At 35.5% G+C, this 19,533-nt stretch carries 23 protein-coding genes; 5 read left to right on the forward strand and 18 right to left on the reverse strand.

All coding sequences use genetic code 11. The annotated features are described in order from the left end of the window. Window positions 1–7 precede the first annotated feature (7 nt). On the forward strand, window positions 8–154 hold the full coding sequence (locus QMD61_01055; protein ID MDI6723213.1) for a hypothetical protein: 147 nt from the start codon (window positions 8–10) through the stop codon (window positions 152–154). A 19-nt stretch (window positions 155–173) separates the two neighbouring features. Here the strand turns inward: QMD61_01055 and QMD61_01060 are convergent, their stop codons facing one another. Further along, window positions 174–578, reverse strand: coding sequence for a DUF61 family protein (locus QMD61_01060; protein ID MDI6723214.1), 405 nt, complete (start codon window positions 576–578; stop codon window positions 174–176). Between the two features lie 91 nt (window positions 579–669). On the opposite strand from QMD61_01060, the gene QMD61_01065 reads away from it, so the two are divergent. Beyond that, entirely contained in the window at window positions 670–1,014 is a 345-nt protein-coding gene (locus tag QMD61_01065) for a hypothetical protein (GenBank protein ID MDI6723215.1), read from the forward strand. On the opposite strand, the gene QMD61_01070 is transcribed toward QMD61_01065, so the two are convergent. The 15 genes from QMD61_01070 to QMD61_01140 form a co-directional block, all read right to left on the reverse strand. Continuing rightward, on the reverse strand, window positions 1,015–1,401 hold the full coding sequence (locus tag QMD61_01070) for a DUF22 domain-containing protein (protein MDI6723216.1): 387 nt from the start codon (window positions 1,399–1,401) through the stop codon (window positions 1,015–1,017). It abuts the gene before it with no gap. 2 nt (window positions 1,402–1,403) lie between these two features. Further along, entirely contained in the window at window positions 1,404–2,042 is a 639-nt protein-coding gene (locus tag QMD61_01075; protein ID MDI6723217.1) for a V-type ATP synthase subunit D, read from the reverse strand. A gap of 32 nt (window positions 2,043–2,074) precedes the next feature. After that, entirely contained in the window at window positions 2,075–3,469 is a 1,395-nt protein-coding gene (locus tag QMD61_01080) for an ATP synthase subunit B (GenBank protein MDI6723218.1), read from the reverse strand. A gap of 2 nt (window positions 3,470–3,471) precedes the next feature. Then, window positions 3,472–5,223, reverse strand: a complete 1,752-nt coding sequence (locus tag QMD61_01085) for an ATP synthase subunit A (protein ID MDI6723219.1) — start codon at window positions 5,221–5,223, stop codon at window positions 3,472–3,474. After that, window positions 5,220–5,540, reverse strand: coding sequence for a V-type ATP synthase subunit F (locus QMD61_01090; GenBank protein ID MDI6723220.1), 321 nt, complete (start codon window positions 5,538–5,540; stop codon window positions 5,220–5,222). Before QMD61_01090 ends, QMD61_01085 begins: the two co-directional genes overlap by 4 nt. Next, window positions 5,537–6,694, reverse strand: coding sequence for a V-type ATP synthase subunit C (locus QMD61_01095; GenBank protein ID MDI6723221.1), 1,158 nt, complete (start codon window positions 6,692–6,694; stop codon window positions 5,537–5,539). The genes QMD61_01090 and QMD61_01095 overlap by 4 nt, the downstream gene beginning before the upstream one ends. 11 nt (window positions 6,695–6,705) lie before the next feature. Then, a complete protein-coding gene (locus QMD61_01100) occupies window positions 6,706–7,329 on the reverse strand; it encodes a V-type proton ATPase subunit E (protein ID MDI6723222.1) in 624 nt (207 codons plus the stop codon). Between the two features lie 10 nt (window positions 7,330–7,339). Further along, a complete protein-coding gene (locus QMD61_01105) occupies window positions 7,340–7,822 on the reverse strand; it encodes a V-type ATP synthase subunit K (GenBank protein MDI6723223.1) in 483 nt (160 codons plus the stop codon). Continuing rightward, window positions 7,823–9,841, reverse strand: coding sequence for a V-type ATP synthase subunit I (locus QMD61_01110; GenBank protein MDI6723224.1), 2,019 nt, complete (start codon window positions 9,839–9,841; stop codon window positions 7,823–7,825). 37 nt (window positions 9,842–9,878) lie between these two features. Then, window positions 9,879–10,193, reverse strand: coding sequence for an ATP synthase archaeal subunit H (gene ahaH / locus QMD61_01115; protein MDI6723225.1), 315 nt, complete (start codon window positions 10,191–10,193; stop codon window positions 9,879–9,881). Window positions 10,194–10,272: 79 nt separating this feature from the next. After that, window positions 10,273–11,094 (reverse strand): citryl-CoA lyase, encoded by an 822-nt coding sequence (locus QMD61_01120; GenBank protein MDI6723226.1) that lies wholly within the window; start codon window positions 11,092–11,094, stop codon window positions 10,273–10,275. Between the two features lie 6 nt (window positions 11,095–11,100). Next, a complete protein-coding gene (locus QMD61_01125) occupies window positions 11,101–11,961 on the reverse strand; it encodes a fumarate hydratase (protein ID MDI6723227.1) in 861 nt (286 codons plus the stop codon). Between the two features lie 27 nt (window positions 11,962–11,988). Beyond that, the gene (locus QMD61_01130) at window positions 11,989–12,885 is read right to left on the reverse strand and encodes a peptidase (protein ID MDI6723228.1); all 897 of its coding nucleotides are present in this window, start codon (window positions 12,883–12,885) and stop codon (window positions 11,989–11,991) included. Continuing rightward, window positions 12,886–14,205, reverse strand: a complete 1,320-nt coding sequence (locus tag QMD61_01135; GenBank protein ID MDI6723229.1) for an MmgE/PrpD family protein — start codon at window positions 14,203–14,205, stop codon at window positions 12,886–12,888. A gap of 265 nt (window positions 14,206–14,470) precedes the next feature. After that, the gene (locus QMD61_01140) at window positions 14,471–15,730 is read right to left on the reverse strand and encodes a tRNA(Ile)(2)-agmatinylcytidine synthase (protein MDI6723230.1); all 1,260 of its coding nucleotides are present in this window, start codon (window positions 15,728–15,730) and stop codon (window positions 14,471–14,473) included. 36 nt (window positions 15,731–15,766) lie between these two features. Between QMD61_01140 and QMD61_01145 the strand changes: the two genes are divergently transcribed. The 3 genes from QMD61_01145 to QMD61_01155 all read left to right on the forward strand — a co-directional run bounded on the left by QMD61_01145 (window position 15,767) and on the right by QMD61_01155 (window position 18,429). Continuing rightward, window positions 15,767–16,714, forward strand: a complete 948-nt coding sequence (locus QMD61_01145) for a transcriptional regulator (protein ID MDI6723231.1) — start codon at window positions 15,767–15,769, stop codon at window positions 16,712–16,714. 279 nt (window positions 16,715–16,993) lie between these two features. After that, a complete protein-coding gene (locus QMD61_01150) occupies window positions 16,994–17,677 on the forward strand; it encodes a PepSY domain-containing protein (protein ID MDI6723232.1) in 684 nt (227 codons plus the stop codon). A gap of 455 nt (window positions 17,678–18,132) precedes the next feature. Next, complete coding sequence (locus QMD61_01155; protein MDI6723233.1) at window positions 18,133–18,429, forward strand: hypothetical protein; 297 nt, start codon at window positions 18,133–18,135, stop codon at window positions 18,427–18,429. Here the strand turns inward: QMD61_01155 and QMD61_01160 are convergent, their stop codons facing one another. Further along, on the reverse strand, window positions 18,430–19,179 hold the full coding sequence (locus QMD61_01160; GenBank protein MDI6723234.1) for a hypothetical protein: 750 nt from the start codon (window positions 19,177–19,179) through the stop codon (window positions 18,430–18,432). It lies immediately after the preceding gene. A gap of 9 nt (window positions 19,180–19,188) precedes the next feature. After that, window positions 19,189–19,521, reverse strand: coding sequence for a heavy metal-binding domain-containing protein (locus QMD61_01165; protein MDI6723235.1), 333 nt, complete (start codon window positions 19,519–19,521; stop codon window positions 19,189–19,191). Window positions 19,522–19,533: the final 12 nt, after the last annotated feature.

Genomic DNA, 19,533 nt, shown 5'->3' on the forward strand with positions numbered 1-19,533 from the left:
TATGAGGATGAAAACAATAGTACCAATGGTAATTAGAACTGTGGAAAGAATCATTGTACCAAGAAAAACCATATATAGCTTTGCACGTTTATCTGGATCATTTAAAATGTCTTCTAATGGATCTATACTCAAAATAATACCTCTTTACAATTAATAAAAAAATTTGATTTTTTTTATCTCACTAAAAATATATACTGTGTAGTAGTTGGAAACACATTCCTTAGCTCTTTTATATCATGTCTATATATAAAAAGTTCCCTTTTACATGGATCAATATTCAATATTCTGCACACAATCATGGTTTCGAGTCTTCCTGTTATTCTTGCTCCAGATGTACTTGACTCAATTTCAATATAAATAGGAAGTTTCAAGTTTTTGTATTCTTTTTCTTCAATTATTGATGCTATTTTCTTAAGTTCAGCATTCTTAAATCTATGTCTTGTGCCATCTGCCCCTAATACGTGAGGTTTTTCTTCTTGCAAGAGCTCAGCAAGTGTTTTCCTTCTTCGGGGAAGATGTCTGTTTAAACTGACGACTTGTTTTTTCAGAATATTATCAGCACGATCTAATTTACTCATCTACCAACTATATTTATTTTGTTTGATATAATTATTTTCAATAAAATAAGAATAAACTGAAATGATTTATTTGGCGCTAAGGGGGGCTAATATGGATATTGATATTGAACAATGCAGAGAAAATGACTTAATTAAAAGAATAATAAGTAAAAGTGGACTTCCAATTAAACTCATTAAACTTCTTTTAAGATTATCAGATGCAATTTATATCAATGGAATTAATTATAATGTAACAATTCATGATAATGGAGCTACAATGTTACTTATTTCTTCAAAACCAGAGAATAAAACAGGTTATTTTCATACCATTTCCTTATCAAATGCATTTTACAAATTAAGGGATATCGAAAAGGAAAATGATGATATAAAAACAGAAATAATAGTTGAAGAGAATATGATACAGATTAAATTGGATATAAAAGAAAAAAGGAGTTGATTACTTCAACATTTCAACTGGAAGAAGTATTAAAACTCCGAGCAGGTCGTCTTTTTCTATTTGACCGTCGATACTTGCAAGAAATGAAGCATGGTCAACAGTTTTTTTCATGCTGAGAGGAAGATGAACTTCTTCACCCACTGCTATTGCATGTCCATATCTGTTGGCTGCATAGGCAGATAAGAATGTAATGTGATTTTCAGGGATTATGACCTTCTTAATTTTAATTGATTTTGCCTCATTGGCCTTAACATGTATATTTTCATCAGCTATAACTGCTCTCATTTTGCCAATGATGGTCCCTACTTTAAAATCACCTAATGCCTGGGCTTCGTAATCTGCAAGTTCTCTTTTGACTTCATCAAGTCTCTGGATTATTCTAACCATTTTTATGTCCCCATGGCTTTTTTAATCATCTTCAATCTTACGAAATTCTCTCTTTCCATCTCTTCAAGACGCATCTCGATATATTTAACTGTATTTTCCAGTCTTGGAATGATGATGTGCTCTAATGCATTTACCCTTCTTTTTGTTGACTCTATTTCTGCTGCAAGGAGTATGATGGTTTTTTCAATTTCTGCAAGCTCAATTGTCAGGGTAATAGCTTCTTCAAATTTCCTCGCTGCTTCATCAAGTTTTGCAGAGGTATCTACAAATCCGTAACCCCTCTCAACCATTGTTCTTTTTGCAGTTTCAGTATCAATTATAGGCACTACAACTCCCATTACACTTCTTGAATCAATATCGACATGAACAGATTCTTTAACGGACATAGCAGCTCTTTTAACAGCTAAATCTCCCATAACTATCTGGGCGGTTGTGAGATCTTCGAAAGCTTCTGCAAGCTTATTTTCAACATTTTCTCTGGAACCTTTTACACGTTCAAGTATGTTGAAAAACTCCATTATAAGAGCATTTCGCTTTTCTTTAAGAAGACCATGTCCTTTTATTGCAAGCTTTTCACGGTCCTTAAGTTTAAGAAGTTCCATCCTTGTTGGATTTACTCCTTCAATCATTTCTTGTGCCATTTTATCCCTCTTTTAAAAATAAATAAAGGAGGTTATTGTTTATGTGCAGGGTGATATTTTGGAATATGCTCTGCTCTAACCCTCTTAAGTTCGGCTTCCGGAAGTAAGCTTAGAAGTTCCCATCCAAGATCAAGAGTTTCCTGTATAGTTCTATCTTCATCTTTGGTTTCTGTTACAAATTTGTTCTCGAATTCATCTGCAAAGGCGAGATATTTCCTGTCACGCTCTGTAAGCGCTTCTTCTCCTACAACAGCCATAAGATCCCTCAGGTCACGACCTTCAGAATATGCTGAATAAAGCTGGTCTGAAACACCACTGTGATCTTCTCTTGTTCTTTCTTCACCAATTCCACCACTCATCAATCTTGAAAGTGATGGAAGCACATCTACAGGTGGATATATACCTTTCCTGAAGATATCTCTGCTTAAAACAATCTGTCCTTCTGTAATATATCCAGTTAAGTCTGGAATTGGGTGAGTAATATCGTCTTGAGGCATAACAAGAATTGGCATCTGGGTAATTGAACCTTCTTTACCAACCATACGACCTGCTCTTTCATAGATAGAAGCAAGGTCAGTGTACATGTAACCAGGGTATCCACGTCTTCCAGGAACCTCTTCACGAGCAGCTGAAATTTCCCTCAATGCTTCACAGTAATTTGTCATGTCAGTAAGGATAACCAGAACGTGCATGCCCTTTTCAAATGCAAAGTATTCAGCAGTTGTAAGCGCCATTCTTGGCGTGGTGATCCTTTCAATTGCAGGGTCGTCTGCAAGGTTCATGAAAACTGTAACTCTTTCAAGAGCTCCTGTCCTTTCAAAGTCTCTCATAAAAAAGTTTGCTTCTTCGTGGGTAATTCCCATAGCCGCAAATACAACAGCAAACTCAGTTTCTTCACCAATAACTTTAGCGTGTCTTGCAATTTGCGCTGCAAGGTCGTTGTGAGGTAATCCAGATCCTGAAAAGATAGGGAGTTTCTGTCCACGTACAAGGGTGTTCATCCCGTCTATTGTTGAGATACCTGTCTGAATAAATTCTGCAGGGAATTCCCTTGCAGTTGGGTTCATTGGCGCCCCATTAATGTCTAATTCTTTTTCTGGAATAATTTCAGGCCCGCCATCAATAGGTTTTCCTGTACCTCCAAAAACTCTTCCTAACATGTCTGGAGAAACACCAAGGTGTGCTGTTTCTCCTGTAAATCTAACTTTGGTTGTTGCAGTATTAAGATCGCTTGTACCTTCAAAGACCTGTACAACAGCAAGTCCTTCACGTACTTCAAGAACTTCTCCTCTTCTTTTATCTCCTGCAGGTGTGATTATATCTACAATTTCCCCATACGAAACGCCTTCAACACCTTCAACAATCATGAGAGGACCAGCTACTTCAGCAACGGTTGTGTATTCCCGTGTTTTGATATTTAAGTCCATTTTCACACCTCACTAGTTTGTTTAATTACCTTTTCCTGAATTGCTTTAATCTCATCTGCAAATTCATCTTCAGGTATATATTTCATTTTACCAATATCTTCCTTAACGCTGAGTCCTATTACATCTTCTGTAGATGCACCTCTATCAAGAGCTGCTGTAGCGTTTTCCTGGAACATAATTATGGTTTTGAGCATTCCGTATTGCTTGTTTGGTGAACAGTATGTGTCTACTTCGTGATATGCGTTTTGCTGTAGGAAGTCTTCTCTTATCATCCTCGTACTTTCAAGAGTAATTCTTTCTCTGTCTGGCAGTGCATCCGGACCTACAAGTTGCACAATTTCCTGAAGTTCTGACTCTTTTTGGAGTAAAACCATTGCTGCATCTCTTAGCTCTCTCCAATCTTCACCTACATTGGTATTCCACCATGATGATATGCTTTCAACATATAATGAGTAACTCTGCAGCCAGTCAATTGAAGGGAAGTGACGTTTATCTGCAAGTGATGAATCAAGTGCCCAGAACACTTTGGATATACGTAAAGTGTTTTGAGTAACTGGTTCTGAAAGGTCACCACCAGGAGGTGAAACTGCTCCAACCACAGTTAATGATGATACTTTATCTTCTGTGCCTATTGTAGTTACCCTTCCTGCTCTTTCGTAGAACTGAGCAAGTCTTGATGCGAGGTATGCAGGGTATCCTTCTTCACCGGGCATCTCTTCGAGCCTTCCTGAAATTTCCCTCATAGCTTCTGCCCATCTTGAGGTTGAATCAGCCATAAGAGCTACATCGTATCCCATGTCTCTGAAGTATTCAGCAATTGTTATTCCGGTGTATACTGAAGCTTCCCTTGCTGCCACAGGCATGTTTGATGTGTTTGCAATAAGAACTGTTCTGTCCATGAGTGGTTTACCGGTCTTAGGGTCTTCAAGTTCTGGAAACTCTTTTAGAACCTCTGTCATTTCGTTTCCACGCTCTCCACATCCGATGTAGACGATGATATCTGCATCAGCCCATTTAGCAAGTTGCTGTTGTGTAACAGTTTTTCCTGAACCGAAAGGACCAGGCATAGCAGCAGTACCACCTTTTGCAACTGTGAAAAATGTGTCCTGTGCTCTTTGACCTGTTATTAATGGTATATCTGGGTCGAGTTTTGCTTTGTATGGTCTTCCAACTCTTACGGGCCATTTTTGAACCATTTGAAGCTTTTCAACTCCAGTAGAAGTTTCTACTTCGCCTATATCTTCCTCTATAGTATATTCTCCTTCGCCTACAATACTTTTTAATGTACCTTCAACTTTTGGAGGGATCATGATTTTATGAACGATTGATGATGTTTCCTGGACTTCACCAATAATGTCTCCACCTTTTACTTCCATTCCAGCTTTGAGTTTTGGAACGAATTTCCATTTTTTTTCTTTATTTAATGCTGGAACATCTACACCTCTTTCAATGTAGTCCCCAGTTAGATCTTTAATATTTTCAAGCGGCCTTTGAATTCCATCATAAATGGATGTAAGAATTCCAGGGCCTAACTCTACAGAAAGTGCTCCTCCTGTACTTTCAATTTTTTCTCCGGGTTTTATACCAGCTGTTTCTTCGTAAACCTGTACTGTTGCTGTGTCGCCTTCAAGTTCAATTATCTCTCCGATAAGACCTTCTTCACCGACTTTAACCATTTCATACATCTGAGTTCCCCGCATGCCGTCTCCAACAATAACGGGACCTGCTATTTTAATTATCTTTCCTGTAATCATTTTACCATCTCAACCCCAATTACTCTTTTAATAAGTTCCCGCATAGGATCAGTGGCCCTCTTAGAAGGCCCTGTTTTATCGGGTATTTCAATTATCATGGGTAATGCGCGTGATCCTGTTAATTTATCAATTGTTTCTCTTATCTGATCTCCAATTTTCTCGGTAGTTATTATAATTGAGAATTCTTGTTTGAATAAATTTTTAAGAGTGTTTTCTGCTTCTTCGATATTTTCAACAGGATATCCTTCTTTAATGCCTCCAAGTCTAAAGCCTGTTACTGTATCTGGATCTGCAATTACTGCTATACTGGGTTTCATACTAACATCTCCTTAATTTTTGAGTTAGGGAAACCTATCTCTCTTTTGGCACGTGTTATGACTTTTAAATTCCTTATTTCACTTTCCTTTTTGTTCATGAAACCAACGATTGGCCCTATACCAAAGGGTATTTTAATTGATAGTGATTTAGCTATTTCCCTTATCTTTTCATCTAAGGCTGCCTCAAATGGCGCAACAGAGCCTGTTTTAGTGTATTCTGGTAAAGCATCTGTAAGTAGTTGTGCATATTCTGTTCCTTCAAGGCTACTTATTACACTCCCTACATCTTCAGCTTCCATTAGATCTTTTAGCTTCCATTCTCTAAGTTGATAACCATTTGAAACAATATAAGGCTCTATATCATCATATTTAAGGCCTTCAGCCTTTGACCTTAATATAATATTTAAATTGGTTGTGTCAACTTGAGCTCCAATATATGAGTGTAAAGCCCTTGTACTATCGTCAGCAGGGTTTGAAGCTGCAACTAATAAGTTTTCAAGGAAATATTTATCAAGAGAAGCTTCTAAAGGTAAAATTAACCCTGTGTTTTCATAAGATGACAGAGCATCATCAAGAACACGAGCATAGGGTGTTCCTTCAAGACCTGTGACAATTTCAGTAATACTTTTAGCATCTATTAGTTTATCAAGAGAATCACTTAACTCTCCAAATGGAACTAGGAGATTAACAGTTTCTTCTCTGGATAATCCGGCCTCTTTTGCAGTTATCAGACCTTTTATATTCCTTACATCCCATTTTTGAAGTAGAACTTTAAATATGGGCTGAATACCTGATGGTGTGATTTTTGCAAGGGTATCATAAGTATCTGCAAGCTGTGTGTCAAGTGCTTTTTCCAGAGGATACTGATCCACATATTTTGCATATTCAGGAAATCCTCTTAGATAGTTTTTCACTTCATCTATGTTATCAGCTTCAATAATTTCTGATAACTGTTTTTCTGTAAGGAGTCTTCCCATTCGTGCTCTTACTCGTGCATTAGGGTAAGCATAGGGAAAATTATCTAACACAGGCCTTATAGTTGCTATTACTGCTATAACTCCAATAATAGCCCCTATCACAAAAATGAGGCCTAAAAATGATTCAATAGAGGGTAGGCCCAGTTGAGTTACTATATCTGTGATGCCATTTACCATGTTATTCCCCCCTATTCAAACAATACCTTTGCAACCTCTGATCTTAGAACTTTTTTATATCTTTGAATTCTAGCTTCAATTGTATTATTGACCTCAACATCTCCATTTTTGGTTTTTACGATTGCTCCTCCAATGGTTTTAATACTTTCGCCAATCTCTAAGGTTGTTTTGGTGTTTGTTTTCCCTTCAATAGTATTTTCCATGGCTGGAATTGAGTTTTTGATTTTGTCAATATCCTCTTCTTTTAAGGATAAAACCAGATCTCCTCCACCAATCTCAATGGAAGCTTCTTCTATGATTTTTGTAAGGGATTCTTTGTATTCTTCAGAAGAAGTGGATGCAATTTTCTGCAATTCTTCTTCTGCACGCTTAAATGCGTTTTCTATTACTTCTTCTCTTGCCTCAAGCTCCGCTCTTCTGGAATTCATTTTAGCTTCAGAAATGAGCTGCTGATATTTCAAATTGGCCTGTTTTTTTGCGTTTTCCAGGATTTTTTCTTTTTCTAAAACCGCTTCTTTTTCACCTTCTTCAATGATAAGGGCAGTTTCTTTTTCAGATTCCTGGATTATAGCATCGGCGTTACTTTGAGCTTCAGAAATTATGCTTGAGACAATTTTATCTGCCCCAGACTTCATTTTTTTCCTCCTACCCTAAGATTCCACCGAATACCATTAACAATATAGCAATCAAGAAACCGTAAATAGCCTGAGTTTCTGGCAACGCTGTAAAGAGAATACCCTGTGAGAACATATCCTTATCTTCAACTACTGCACCAACAGATGATGCTGCTGCAATACCTTGACCCATACCAGAACCAAGTCCAGCAAAACCAATAGCCGCACCGGCACCTACTGCTACAAGACCTATTTCAGGGGTTAGGGCGTTTCCTCCAAGTACTCCACCGAATACCATTAACAATATAGCAATCAAGAAACCGTAAATAGCCTGAGTTTCTGGCAACGCTGTAAAGAGAATACCTTGAGCGAACATCTCCCTATCCTCTGCTACAGCACCTACGCTCCCTGCTGCTGCAATTCCTTGACCTAAACCTGAACCTAATCCAGCAAATCCGACGGCTACTCCCGCACCTATTGCTGCTAAAGCTGTACCTAAAACAATTTCTGCCATTTATTTTCCTCCTACTTTTGTAAGCTTTCTTTTTGTACGGAAAGGCCTAAATTTAGAACTTCCGCCTATGTAAAATTGACTGAAAAATTCAACATAATGTAAACGAAGCGAATTGATAAATGCTCCGAGGGTCTGGAATCCACCGTTAGCGATGTGTCCACCTATAAATACTATTGGCGCTATGATAAATCCAACATAAGGAATCATATCACCTACAAGGCCTGTAAGTATATTCACTGTGGTTGCAATACCTCCAGTTGCTAAACAGAGTGCTAATAACCTTGCATATGATAATATTGTTCCTAAAAATCCGGATATATCCATAAGTCCAAAGGCACCGTTAAAGTATAATAATATAACAAATGCCACTGCAATTATTGCACCTCCAGCATAGAGCATAAGGGAACCCATGCCCAGCATGTAACTGGCGGCTAAAAGACCAACCCCAACAAGCATAATCAACCATACAATCTGTGAACCTAAAGCTTCACCGTATTCTCCCCGGTTAATATTGTTGTAAGCTCCGATGATTAATCCTATGATTGTGTATATTATACCAACAATTAAAGCCCATATCAATATATTCTGAGGGAAAGCGAATGAGTTAACAGCTGCTATGGTTGTTGGAACTACTCCACTTGGATCTCCCAAGAACCATCTTGGATATAAATCCCCTATTACACTGTTGGTGATTAAACCGAGTATAATGGCCCATACACCACAGGCAACAAGTATAATACCTAAATTACGCATTAATTTGTTTACTTTACCTAATCCAAAGACCAGGGCTAAACCAACAAGTGCATCTGCCAGACCATAACCGGCATCTGTAAGACAGAAACCAAAGAAAAATGGAAATACCAGGGCAACTAAAATTGTTGGATCTATTTCCTTATAACTTGGTGAAGAATACATCTCCACGAAGAGCTGGTATGGTTTAGCAAAACGAGGGTTGTCCAGATGGACAGGAATATTGTCTCCATCTTTTGGATCTGTGACTTCAATAATTGAGTGACCTTTACTGGATTCCTTAATTGTTTCAAGTGCTTTATCTAATTTTTTAGCTGGAACCCATGCTTCAAACATAATTGTTTTTTCTGTTTCTCCAAAGGAAGAAAATATTTCATTTCGATCCTTTTCTATTTCAAGCTGTTCTTTTAATACAAGAAGGTCTTCCTTCCATTTTACTGCAATATCTGCCAAATCAGATAATAAACGTTCTTTTTCAGCTTCTATTTCATTTATTCTGGACTCAGAATTTCTGATTATTGCATCTGGTTTCCCAGAAAGTCCAGAAGTGTCATATAAATCAAATTCTGACTTTCTAAGAAGTGCTGAAACATTGCTACCATATTCTTTCAGTGTTAAAATAATCAGTATTTTTCCAGTTTCTTTTTTTTCAGTTATTTCGCTGCGTTCTAATATAACAATTTTGTCTGTTATTTCATTAACATCTTTCTTGAAGTTTTCAAATGTTTCAACAGGCATTCTTCCAGCTATTGCAGAAATATAACGCGTATCTTCTAAATCTTTAAGATCAATATCAAAATTTTTAAGTTTATTGGCAATATTAAGAGCGTTATTAAGCCCATTTTTTTCTATATCGAGGGCGGTTAACTTTTCATCAATAGCTCCTGTTTTCTCTTCCACTTCTCCAAGAATGGATTCTGCACGCTCAATTAGAGCTTCCGCATTTAGATGTTCTATTTCTCTTTTTTCGGGTACTTTTGGATTTATCAAGCCCATAACACTTTTTAGAATACCTGCATCTTTTCTTTCTGCAGATTTTAAGAAATCAATAATTCCGGAGGTCTTCATCTGAAGGGAAGAAATTTTACCTGTATAGGCTGTAGCTTTTGACGGCTTTAAAATTTGTTTCCATTCAATATCCTGTTGAATACGTTCGGATATGTCCTGGATCTGTACAATTCCCTCTTCATGAAGAGCACTTACTACAGAATTAGAGTAGGCATCTAAAGTGAGTATGTTAAGCTTTTTCATCCTCGCTGGCATAAACATAGTATCACTTTCTTTTAACTAACGAAAAAATCAGTATTTACAGTACATTTTTAACTATAATATCTACAGCTTCATCAATTTTACCTTTAGCCTTATTTTCAGTACTTTTAATATTTTCGTCAGCTTGATTTGATATTTTCATCGCGTCTTTTTTAGCATCATCTTCGGCTTTGGCTATAATTGTATCTGCTTCTTCATATGCTTCTCCTTTAGCACTTTCAATGATCTTCTTTGACTTTTCTCTAGCTTCTTCAATCATTTCAGCTGATTGTTTCTCTGCATCCTCTATTAGTTTATCAGCATCATTTTCTGCCTTTTTAATTGTTGTAATAGCTTCTGATATCGACATCATTTTGAATCACCATGATTATCAAAACTCTATTTAAGATTATATTTATCTTTTACTATTTAATTTTTGAAATGATTTTATATCATTTCTTATTATGAGGTATTACTTTTTGCTGGTCAATTCCATCATAATAAATGTCTTCTATGTCGAATAATTTCCTGAAGGGTGCTTCACGAGTCTTTTCTTCATGTACATGGGCAATAATGGCCGGAAGTCTTCCAATCATGAATATGCCGGTTCCAATACTCCAATCAAAGCCCATATCTGAGAGTATACCTGCATTTGCACCATCTATATTCATTCTAATTCCTTTTTTTTCAAGTAAAATACTTTGAATAGAAAGAGCAAGTTCCGTATGTATCTTGGAACATTCATACTTTTTTGCAAGCTCCAGAAGTTTAGGGGCTCGCGGATCTTCATCATGATATCTATGTCCAAATCCAGGTATCTTATTTCCACTTTCTAAGAATTGTTCAACTATTTCGGAAGCAGCAGTTTCTATATCGCCATCAGATCTTTTTACTCCTTCTTGTAGTAGTTTCATTGTACTTTCAATGGCTCCAGCATGATTTTTACCAAATGCAAGAAGTCCTCCAGACACACAAGCATGCATAGGAGATCCAGCAGATGCCATAAGTCGAGCTGCTTGAGTACTCGGAGGTGTGACTCCATGATCACAAAATGAAATTAAAACAGATTCAAGCATTTTTGACTCATTTTTAGCAGGTATTTCGCCTTTTATAAGCAAATAAACCATTTCTGGGAATGATATATTTCCTATAAGTTCTTCTTGTGCATATCCTCTTGTTGTAAGTTTATTTGGCTCTACTCGGGTAATTCCTGTTTTCCATTTAGGATTACTCAGTTTAAGCATGTTTTCTATTGTTTCTCTTCCTATTGCCATGATACATCACTCCAGAATTGAGGAAGGGAGGAATACTGACGATCTTCTTGGTTCTACTGAGCAGCAGGGCCTCATAGATAAAATTCTAACACCGCTTGCTCGTTGTGGCCCAATTTTTACAAAAGATCCAAGTGCAGTAACAGAACCACCTATTCCAAGTGTTCCTATTTCCGTATCATTCAATGATTCTGTTATTTCCTCTTCTATTTCGGACTGTTGGTTTAAATTTCCATGTGCCATTGCATTTAACATCAATGACGAAGCTTCAAAATGAGTTCTACCGATGCCTACAGCAGGGATGCATGGTGTGCATCCAAGCATCTTGACCTCTGATCTCATCCATGTTTTAACTTCATTAAATACTTTTCTATTATTTCTCTTATGGAAAACTCTATAAGTGGAAGCCCTAATCTCTGGGCCACCTCCTAACATTAAAACATGAATATTCACACCATTTCTTTCAGTTTTATCAATTATGAAGGAAGGAGGAACCAGTTTTCCAGGATCATCATACAGGCCTTTACTTTGTTCTATCCGCTCAATACTATTTCCCTGAACAGCCATCGGTCTTGCGGGGAGTTTTTGAAGGCCTTTTTCAATACCAAGTTTTATATCTCCAAAAAAGTTTCCAGGTAGTTTTATATCTTCTCCAATTTCCACAAGAACATGGGGGATCCCTGTATCATCGCAGAGAGGAAATTTTTTTTCTTGTGCTATTTTAGCATTTTCTATTAAAAGTTCAAGCATCCAGGAAGCATTTTCATTGGTTTCCATCGATAAAGCTCGTTTATATGCATCGAACTGGTCTTTTCTAAAGGTTGTACTGGCTTCAATTACTGCATTCTCAATTAATTTTGATATTTCCATCAATACACTCCCTAAATCTTAATAAATCTATTTTGGTATGGCTAAATCAGAGGCACCTCTTTTTGACATTACAGCATCATCATAATATCTATTTATCATGTTTTGAACAAGAGAAACCTGTCTTATACGTTCTTCAGCCTGTTTTTCTGTTGTATCCCATCCATGATGCCCAGCTACTGCACCGCCTGTTTTAAGATAAACAGGTGCAGCATACTTTATAATATCTGGAACTTCATAATGTCGTATAAATCCACCGGATGACTTGGGATTTTCAGTATGTAAATCAATAGAAATGTTTATGGCGTTCCTTATCGATGCAATCATAGGTATTTGAAGATCTCTAACAGGATTAAATGAATCCGCTCCTATTTCTTCCAGTAACATTGCAGATGCGGGATTGCCATGCCCTGTATGGGCAGATACTTTAAAATGGATATCTTCCGGAATTTCACCTTCTTCACGCATTTTTCCAAGCGTCCAGAGAAGTCCTTCGTCATATACCACAATTCCTCTAATACCAAGATCAGCAGCCCTTCTAACTTCTTCTATTCCATATACAAGGTTATCATATCCTCTTAACCTGTATCCTATTCTTTTACCCTCTTCAGTTCTTGCAGATGCGCTTGTATCATAGGTTGCACGGGGTCCAACACTTAAGAATAGTTCTATTTTTGCATCCTTTGCAATATCGGCCATTTTTAATATTTCAGAGTCGGTTAAAAGCATTATTCCCTTTGTCTGGGTTACTCTGTGAACTTCTACTTCATATTTATCTGTAGCTTCAATTAAAGCCCTCATTGCGCCGGGTTTCTGTATTCCCGGAACTTCGAATCGATATTGACAATTATCTGGAAATCTCTTTTTAGATTGTTTTAAATTATCATTTTCTATTCCTATGGTTTTAAGAAATTCGCTGGTTCTCATTTAATCACCGTGACCCTTAAATTTATTATTAATCATTATAATTAAATCTTTAACGTTATAATCTTCCAGATTATCTATTATTGATAAAACATCCATATTCAAATCAGGATTTAAATCATAAAATTTTTTAACCAGTTCATATTTGGTAAACTGGTTTTCTGGTTCTCCTTTTGGTAAATCAACCCTTTCGGTATAGAATTCTTCACCTGTGTTAATTGTTACTATTGATGATCTTCTGGCAGGGTACAGTTCATCCAGATCATCGTTGCATTCAATGACAACTTTACTTGAAATATCTGCTATATCATCACTAATTTTAAGGTTATCAAGACTTAATTCTCTGTTTTTGATTGTAATTGCAAGACTAATGGGTAAACTCTGCCTGATTGCCTCTACAGTTTCTGGATTATACTCATCATGATTTGCAGCTATTTTATAAGTTTTAACCAGTATCTTCTGGATATCATCGGTCTTTAAATCATTTTTATCTAAAATATTTAAAACAGCATCGATTGTAGAATGCAGATGTCTGCATACGGGATATCTTTTAAAGTACACATTTAAAATATGGAAATTTCCAATATCTACTTTTTTATCCTTAAGGCTTAAATCAGCCATTGCAGATAAGAATCCCTCTTCTCCATCAATTATGGTTTTTGCACCTGTAAAACCTTCTTTTGCAAGAAGAGCTGATAAAACACCTGATTGCGCTGCTTTTCCGGCATGCAAGTGTTTACCCATTGATCCAGCATGATCTGATTCTAATAGGCCGCTGGACTGTGTCCCTGCAAGTCCAAGGGCATTCAGTGTCTCTTCATAGCTTAGATTTAAAGCTTTACATGCAGCAGCTGCGGCTCCAAATGTTCCGCAGGTCCCTGTGCTATGGAATCCCTTATTTCGGTGTTCTGGATTAACAAGTATCCCCAGTGAAATTGCAATTTCATAACCCGCAACAATTGAAACTATAAGGTCTTTTCCAGTTTTATTTTCTGCCTCACACAGCGCTAAAGCTGCAGAAATTACACAGGCACCAGGATGAAGCTGTGCAATTCTATGCCCATCATCTAAATCAAGAGAATGGGCTGAAATACCATTTAAAAGGGCAGAACCCATAGCACTAGTTCGTTCTCCATTAATTATTGAAGGCTCATCATTTTCTTTTATGATATGGTTTACAACTTTTGCACTTTCAGTTTTTGATCCTCTTAATGTAACGCTTAAAAAGTCTAAAAGACAGAGCTTCGCTTGATCTATAACTTTTTCGGGCAAATCTTCATACTGAATGGAAACTATAAACTCTGCAAATTTTTCTGTAATCATTAATCGTACATTCATTGTATATAGGATATATTTTTTGATCCCAAAGATAAATAATAAATGAAGAATTAATTGATTTAATCTAGATAAATGCTTATTTAATGGAATTTTTATTAATGAAACTTTAAAGCTTTGAAAGAATAAGTTTTAATAATGAAAATAATGCAAAGTCAGTGAGGCCGCTTACTGAGAAGAGATGAAAAACATAAAAAAAACATGAAGTTGGATATGGGAATTAGCAGAAAGAAAAATTGATTTAAATAAGATCTCATTTCATTCTAACAAGCTGCTTACTCAGATGTCTTCTTGCAGATGGTGGAACTTCATAAAAACCTTTCTGAATATCTCTTTTAATTTCAACGGTATTTTTAATCCCATCTCGAAGTTTTGCACCACATTTAATACATTTAAAGCCTTTTCCACTTCCGGCAGATTTCATTCTTTTCCCGCATTCACAGATTGGATTTTGAGTTTTGTAAATCTTTGCAAGCTCTAAAATTTCCATTTTTTCTATATTCAATGTTTCTTTTTCTCCTATCCCGCCATAAACTCGTAATTTATCTCCAGGAGCTAATTTTCTCACTATTTCTCTAAATTCTTTGGTGGGTTCATATGCTGCACATGGAATTTCACCAGAATCATCTTCCAGTATAAATATTACATGTCCCCCTTCTCGAGTGAAAGGAAAATCTTTCACAGTCCCGTCTATAATGTAGCATTTAAACTGCTCTAAATCTGAAATTTTATGGGCTTTTAAAAGATGCATGTCTGTATGCTGATTTGTTTCAAAAACTGCTACTTTTTCAATTGCTTCATTCACCATAACGATTTCTTTTGCATCTTCAACAGCTTTCGGACTTTCGCCCCGTATTCCGTAGAGTATGGGGCATGGAGTATGCGGTTCTATTGCAATATAACCATTATCACCATCTACATTGTCGAAAGTGTCTGGATATGTCTTTTTATTCATTTCAAATACCGAAGTATAATCTATTTTCCTTGGAGTGCCGTAGTTTTCTGGCATTCTGTATGCAAGAAGTTCATAGGTCTTATCATCATCAGGACAGCCTATTGCTGCAAGGGCGCCAATAATGCCTCTGCCTTTTTTAAATTTAAAATATTCGGCCCCAATTTCATCTGCAAACCGCTGAGCATCATCAATAGATATGATACTTCTTATGGCTCTAAAAGAATATGATTTTAGCTCTTCTGTGATTTTGCCGCTGTAAAAAACAACGCCAGGGTTGGTTCTTTCATCTTCAAGTTCTGAAAGTTCTTCTACATTTTTTAATACTATTTCTTTAACTTTTTTGATGTCATTTTCAGATTTAAGTTTTAATTTGAAGGATAATGCACCGTTTCCCCGTGTCTTAAACCTTGCAAATGGATTTAAACGAATTAAGCGAGGATAACCTGTAACTTTAAAACCAAAATATTTAAGTTCATCAATTATTACACTACATATATATGTGGTACACATTCCATCCCGAGAGTCTGTATCATCAATTCCAATATACAATTCATTCATTAACAATTCACCTTACAATTTAATATGGTGGTCTTTATGCAAAGGGATCATATCTTAAGAGAAATAAGCGAGCTTCTTGCCAACCATAATTTTGAAACTTCTCATATATATGGTAGAAGTTGTTTTGACATGGCCGCTCGAAAAAGGTTGTTGCTGCTATTACTTAAAGTTTTAATAAATATAGATGGTTTTACAGGTCAGCAGGCAGAAGAAATAAAGAAAGTAGCAAGCACATTTCTTGCATCCCCTCTCATTGTGGGTCTGAAATCGAAACATGAATATTTAGAAGAGGATGTGGTCTATGAAAGGCATGGAATACCTGTTATTGCTCCTGAAACCCTGCGTAATATGATTACTGAGGAGATCTATCCTGAAGTGTTTGCAGACCGTGGAGGATACTTCGTTCAGGTTGACGGAGAAGCCATAAAAGAAGCCAGAGAAAGAGAAGAGCTTTCTTTAAAAGAATTAGCTGATAAAGCTCACGTTTCTCGTGAAACTATATACAAATATGAGCATGGATTAGTAAGGGCATGTCCTGAAACAGTTATAACCCTTGAAAGCATTCTAAATATGAAAATTACTCTTTCTGTTGATATATTCAGGATTCCCGAAGCAGAAACAACTAATACTCCAGAAAATGCCCCTAAAGAGTTGATGAACCTTGGTTTTAGCCTGATTCCAACTACAAAAACTCCATTTGATGCTCTTGCCACCAATGATCCCCAAATAAAGGAGTTAAAAGAGAAAATTGCCATGATAACCAACATGGAAAAAAATAGAAACAAGAAAATTCTGGAAAAAATGGCAATCAATGTTAAAGACTTATCTGGAGTAACTGGAACTGATGCGGTCTTTATTCTGGAAAATAAGAAATCAATTAGCTGTATTGAGGGCGTTCCTGTTGTTCACAGCTGGGAAATGGGGGAAATGGACAGCTCAAGAGAATTTTTAAAAATAATTAAAGAGCGGAAGGAGTGCTCCTAATAAAGCTCAAAATTTTGATTTTTTTATGTTTTATTCCAAAAAAATAATTCTTAATTTATTTTTTTTAAATTTATTTGATTAATTTTTAATTTTAATATCATATTATAATTTATTTGCTTTATTAAATAAGTATAAACTCTTTATTGGTTAAATCACTGTTTTTAATTTAATTTGATATCTTACAAAATGGTATTATTAATATTAATTTACTTTTATTTAATACTTAAATAATTTGAAGAACATATATCATTATTGGAAAAAGCTGTGGAGTGATTTGATATGAAAAATCTGGTTATTTTCGCAATGATAATGCTGCTTCTAGGGTCTGGTTATATGTATGGGACTAAAATGGCCACGGATATGGGTATAACTAAAATACCAATACTTGAAGATAACGGATATAATAATCTAAAAAGCCATGAATTAGGGAAAGGAACTTCAAGCATATTTGAAGATCAATATAACTCCATAAATGACTTGTTTAATAAATTTAAAGAGTTAAGGGATTTAATATATAATTATATTTATAAATGGTTCGATAAAACAGCGCCAGCTTTAACAAATGATACAGATAACTCAGTAAAAGTTATTTCTAAAGAAGAGGCAAAAAGAATAGCCCAGAAATACATAGAAGAGCCGGAGGCTGTGGCGGGTGAACCATTACTCGTAACAATGGATAAAAAGCTAACTTATATAGTACCTGTCCTGTTAAATGGCGAAAAAGTGGGTGAAATTTATATCGATGCTCAAACGGGTGAAAATTTAGGCGGTGCCGGTGGAGTAAAGGATAATGAAACAGAAAATTTAGAAAATAACCAATCAATGGTAGATATTAGCTCCATAGAACAACATAATGAATCAAATAAAGAAAATCAAGTAATAACTAATGAATGTGTAAATGAAAATTCAAATAAAGAACCCGATAATGATTCAAATTATGAAGTATGTAATAATAATAATTAATTTTTTGATTTATTTTATTCAATATTATTCAAAACTAATTATGATATTAATTTTTTTAAAGGATTCATAAGCTTTAGATCTTTAAAATAGTCATAACATTAATTAAAAATTCTTTAAAAAGTATAATATTTTCATGAGGATCTTTTTGCATATTCCAGATAATCAGGGTATTTATTTATATAAATAGCTGCAATTTTTCTTTAATTCTTATTGTTATTGTATTATCTTTATAAAAGGAAAAATCATGTCCAGTATTATTTTTAAACAAAATAAGTGTTTTTATAATCTTCTCTTCCTAATTTCCAACTGCTTTAAATTCCATGTTAATTCTCCTTTTTAGTATATTTGTATTATGTGGTATTAAGGTCACTAACTTTGAATCATTCATATTAGCAATTTTTTTATAATTATTAAAACAATATATAATCATGCCTCATAAAGATTATAAGAAAATAATGGAAGAAAATAAACAGAGAAAAAGTGAATTAAATGAAACACGAATTCACACAATCAGAAGCATTAAAGATAGAAAAAGGGTTGAAATGGAATATTTAGATGCAGTAAAAAGGCAAATGGGTTACTGGAAAAGCCAGATGGATATCACAGACCCTCAGGATGAATATAGATTCAATTTGCTTAAAAGGAACATCGAAAGTGAAAAAAAACATATAAAACAGGTTCAGGATGAATTGAATAGGATAAATGATGAAATTAAAAGGGAAGAAGAACGTAAGAGGAAATCTTACATATAATCATTTATCTTTCAATAATTTGAAAGTTTCTTCTGCTTCTGCTTCAGATGCAATACCAATTGCCACCAAATCCACGTAATCAACTGTTTTTAAATAATCAAATCCATCATTAGGAGTTAATATTCCGGCAGCAAGAGTTTTCTTCGCTATTATAGTTTTATCTAATTTTTTAATTAAATTCCGAAGCTCTGCACGTTCTTTCTCCATAAACACATCAGTATCCATAAGATAGCCCGTTTTATTCACGGGAACCATATAAATATCAAATAAATCAAGTACCGGTGAATCAATAAGATTTCTGGTTGTGTTAAATGGTCTGTGTGTTACAAGTCCGGGAATTGCTCCAGTTTCCTTTATTTCGTCCAGCCTTATTTTCAGATAGCTGAAATTTAATCTATCTGTAATCACGCCGTGAAGCAGCATAGAACTTGCTCCAAGTTCAGCTAAAAGTTCTAAATCTTCATTTTCACAATCAGGACGCACAGTTCCAACAATATTTAAATCACATCCTTCATCAACAGCCCAGTTAAGCGCCTGAACCACAGGATCATAAGGTACAAGCTGAATGCCAGTAACTCCAAGCTCACATGACTTTCTTATTACTTTAAGAATATTTTCAGGCTGATTGTAAAGATCTAACTGATACAATCTTGCCCTATGCCCGAATTGAGCTGCCCCTATAAATGGAGATGTTCCAAGAAGGGTTCTTGGTATCTCTTTTTCTTTAATGCTGATATTTCCTTCAAACATTTTATCATTTTATTCTCTTTCAACTACAACTGCAGTTCCATAGGCTAATATTTCCTGCATTATGTCTGAAATATCATTTGAGTCAAATCTCACGCTTATCACAGCATTAGCACCCATTGATTGCGCATGTTCAATCATTCTGCGCAGTGCTTCATCTCTTGATTGTTCCATCATTTTAACGTATTCTTTTATCTCTCCGCCAAACATGGAACGTATTCCAGCACCTATTTGCCCGCCTAAACCTCTGCTCCGTACTGTTAATCCATATACAAAACCTCTGGTCTCGACTGCTTTAAATCCAGGAACGTAATTAGAACTTGCCACAATAAATTCATCAATCATCATCTTTCCGCC

This window comes from Methanobacterium sp. (genome assembly GCA_030017655.1).
Taxonomy (GTDB): domain Archaea; phylum Methanobacteriota; class Methanobacteria; order Methanobacteriales; family Methanobacteriaceae; genus Methanobacterium_D.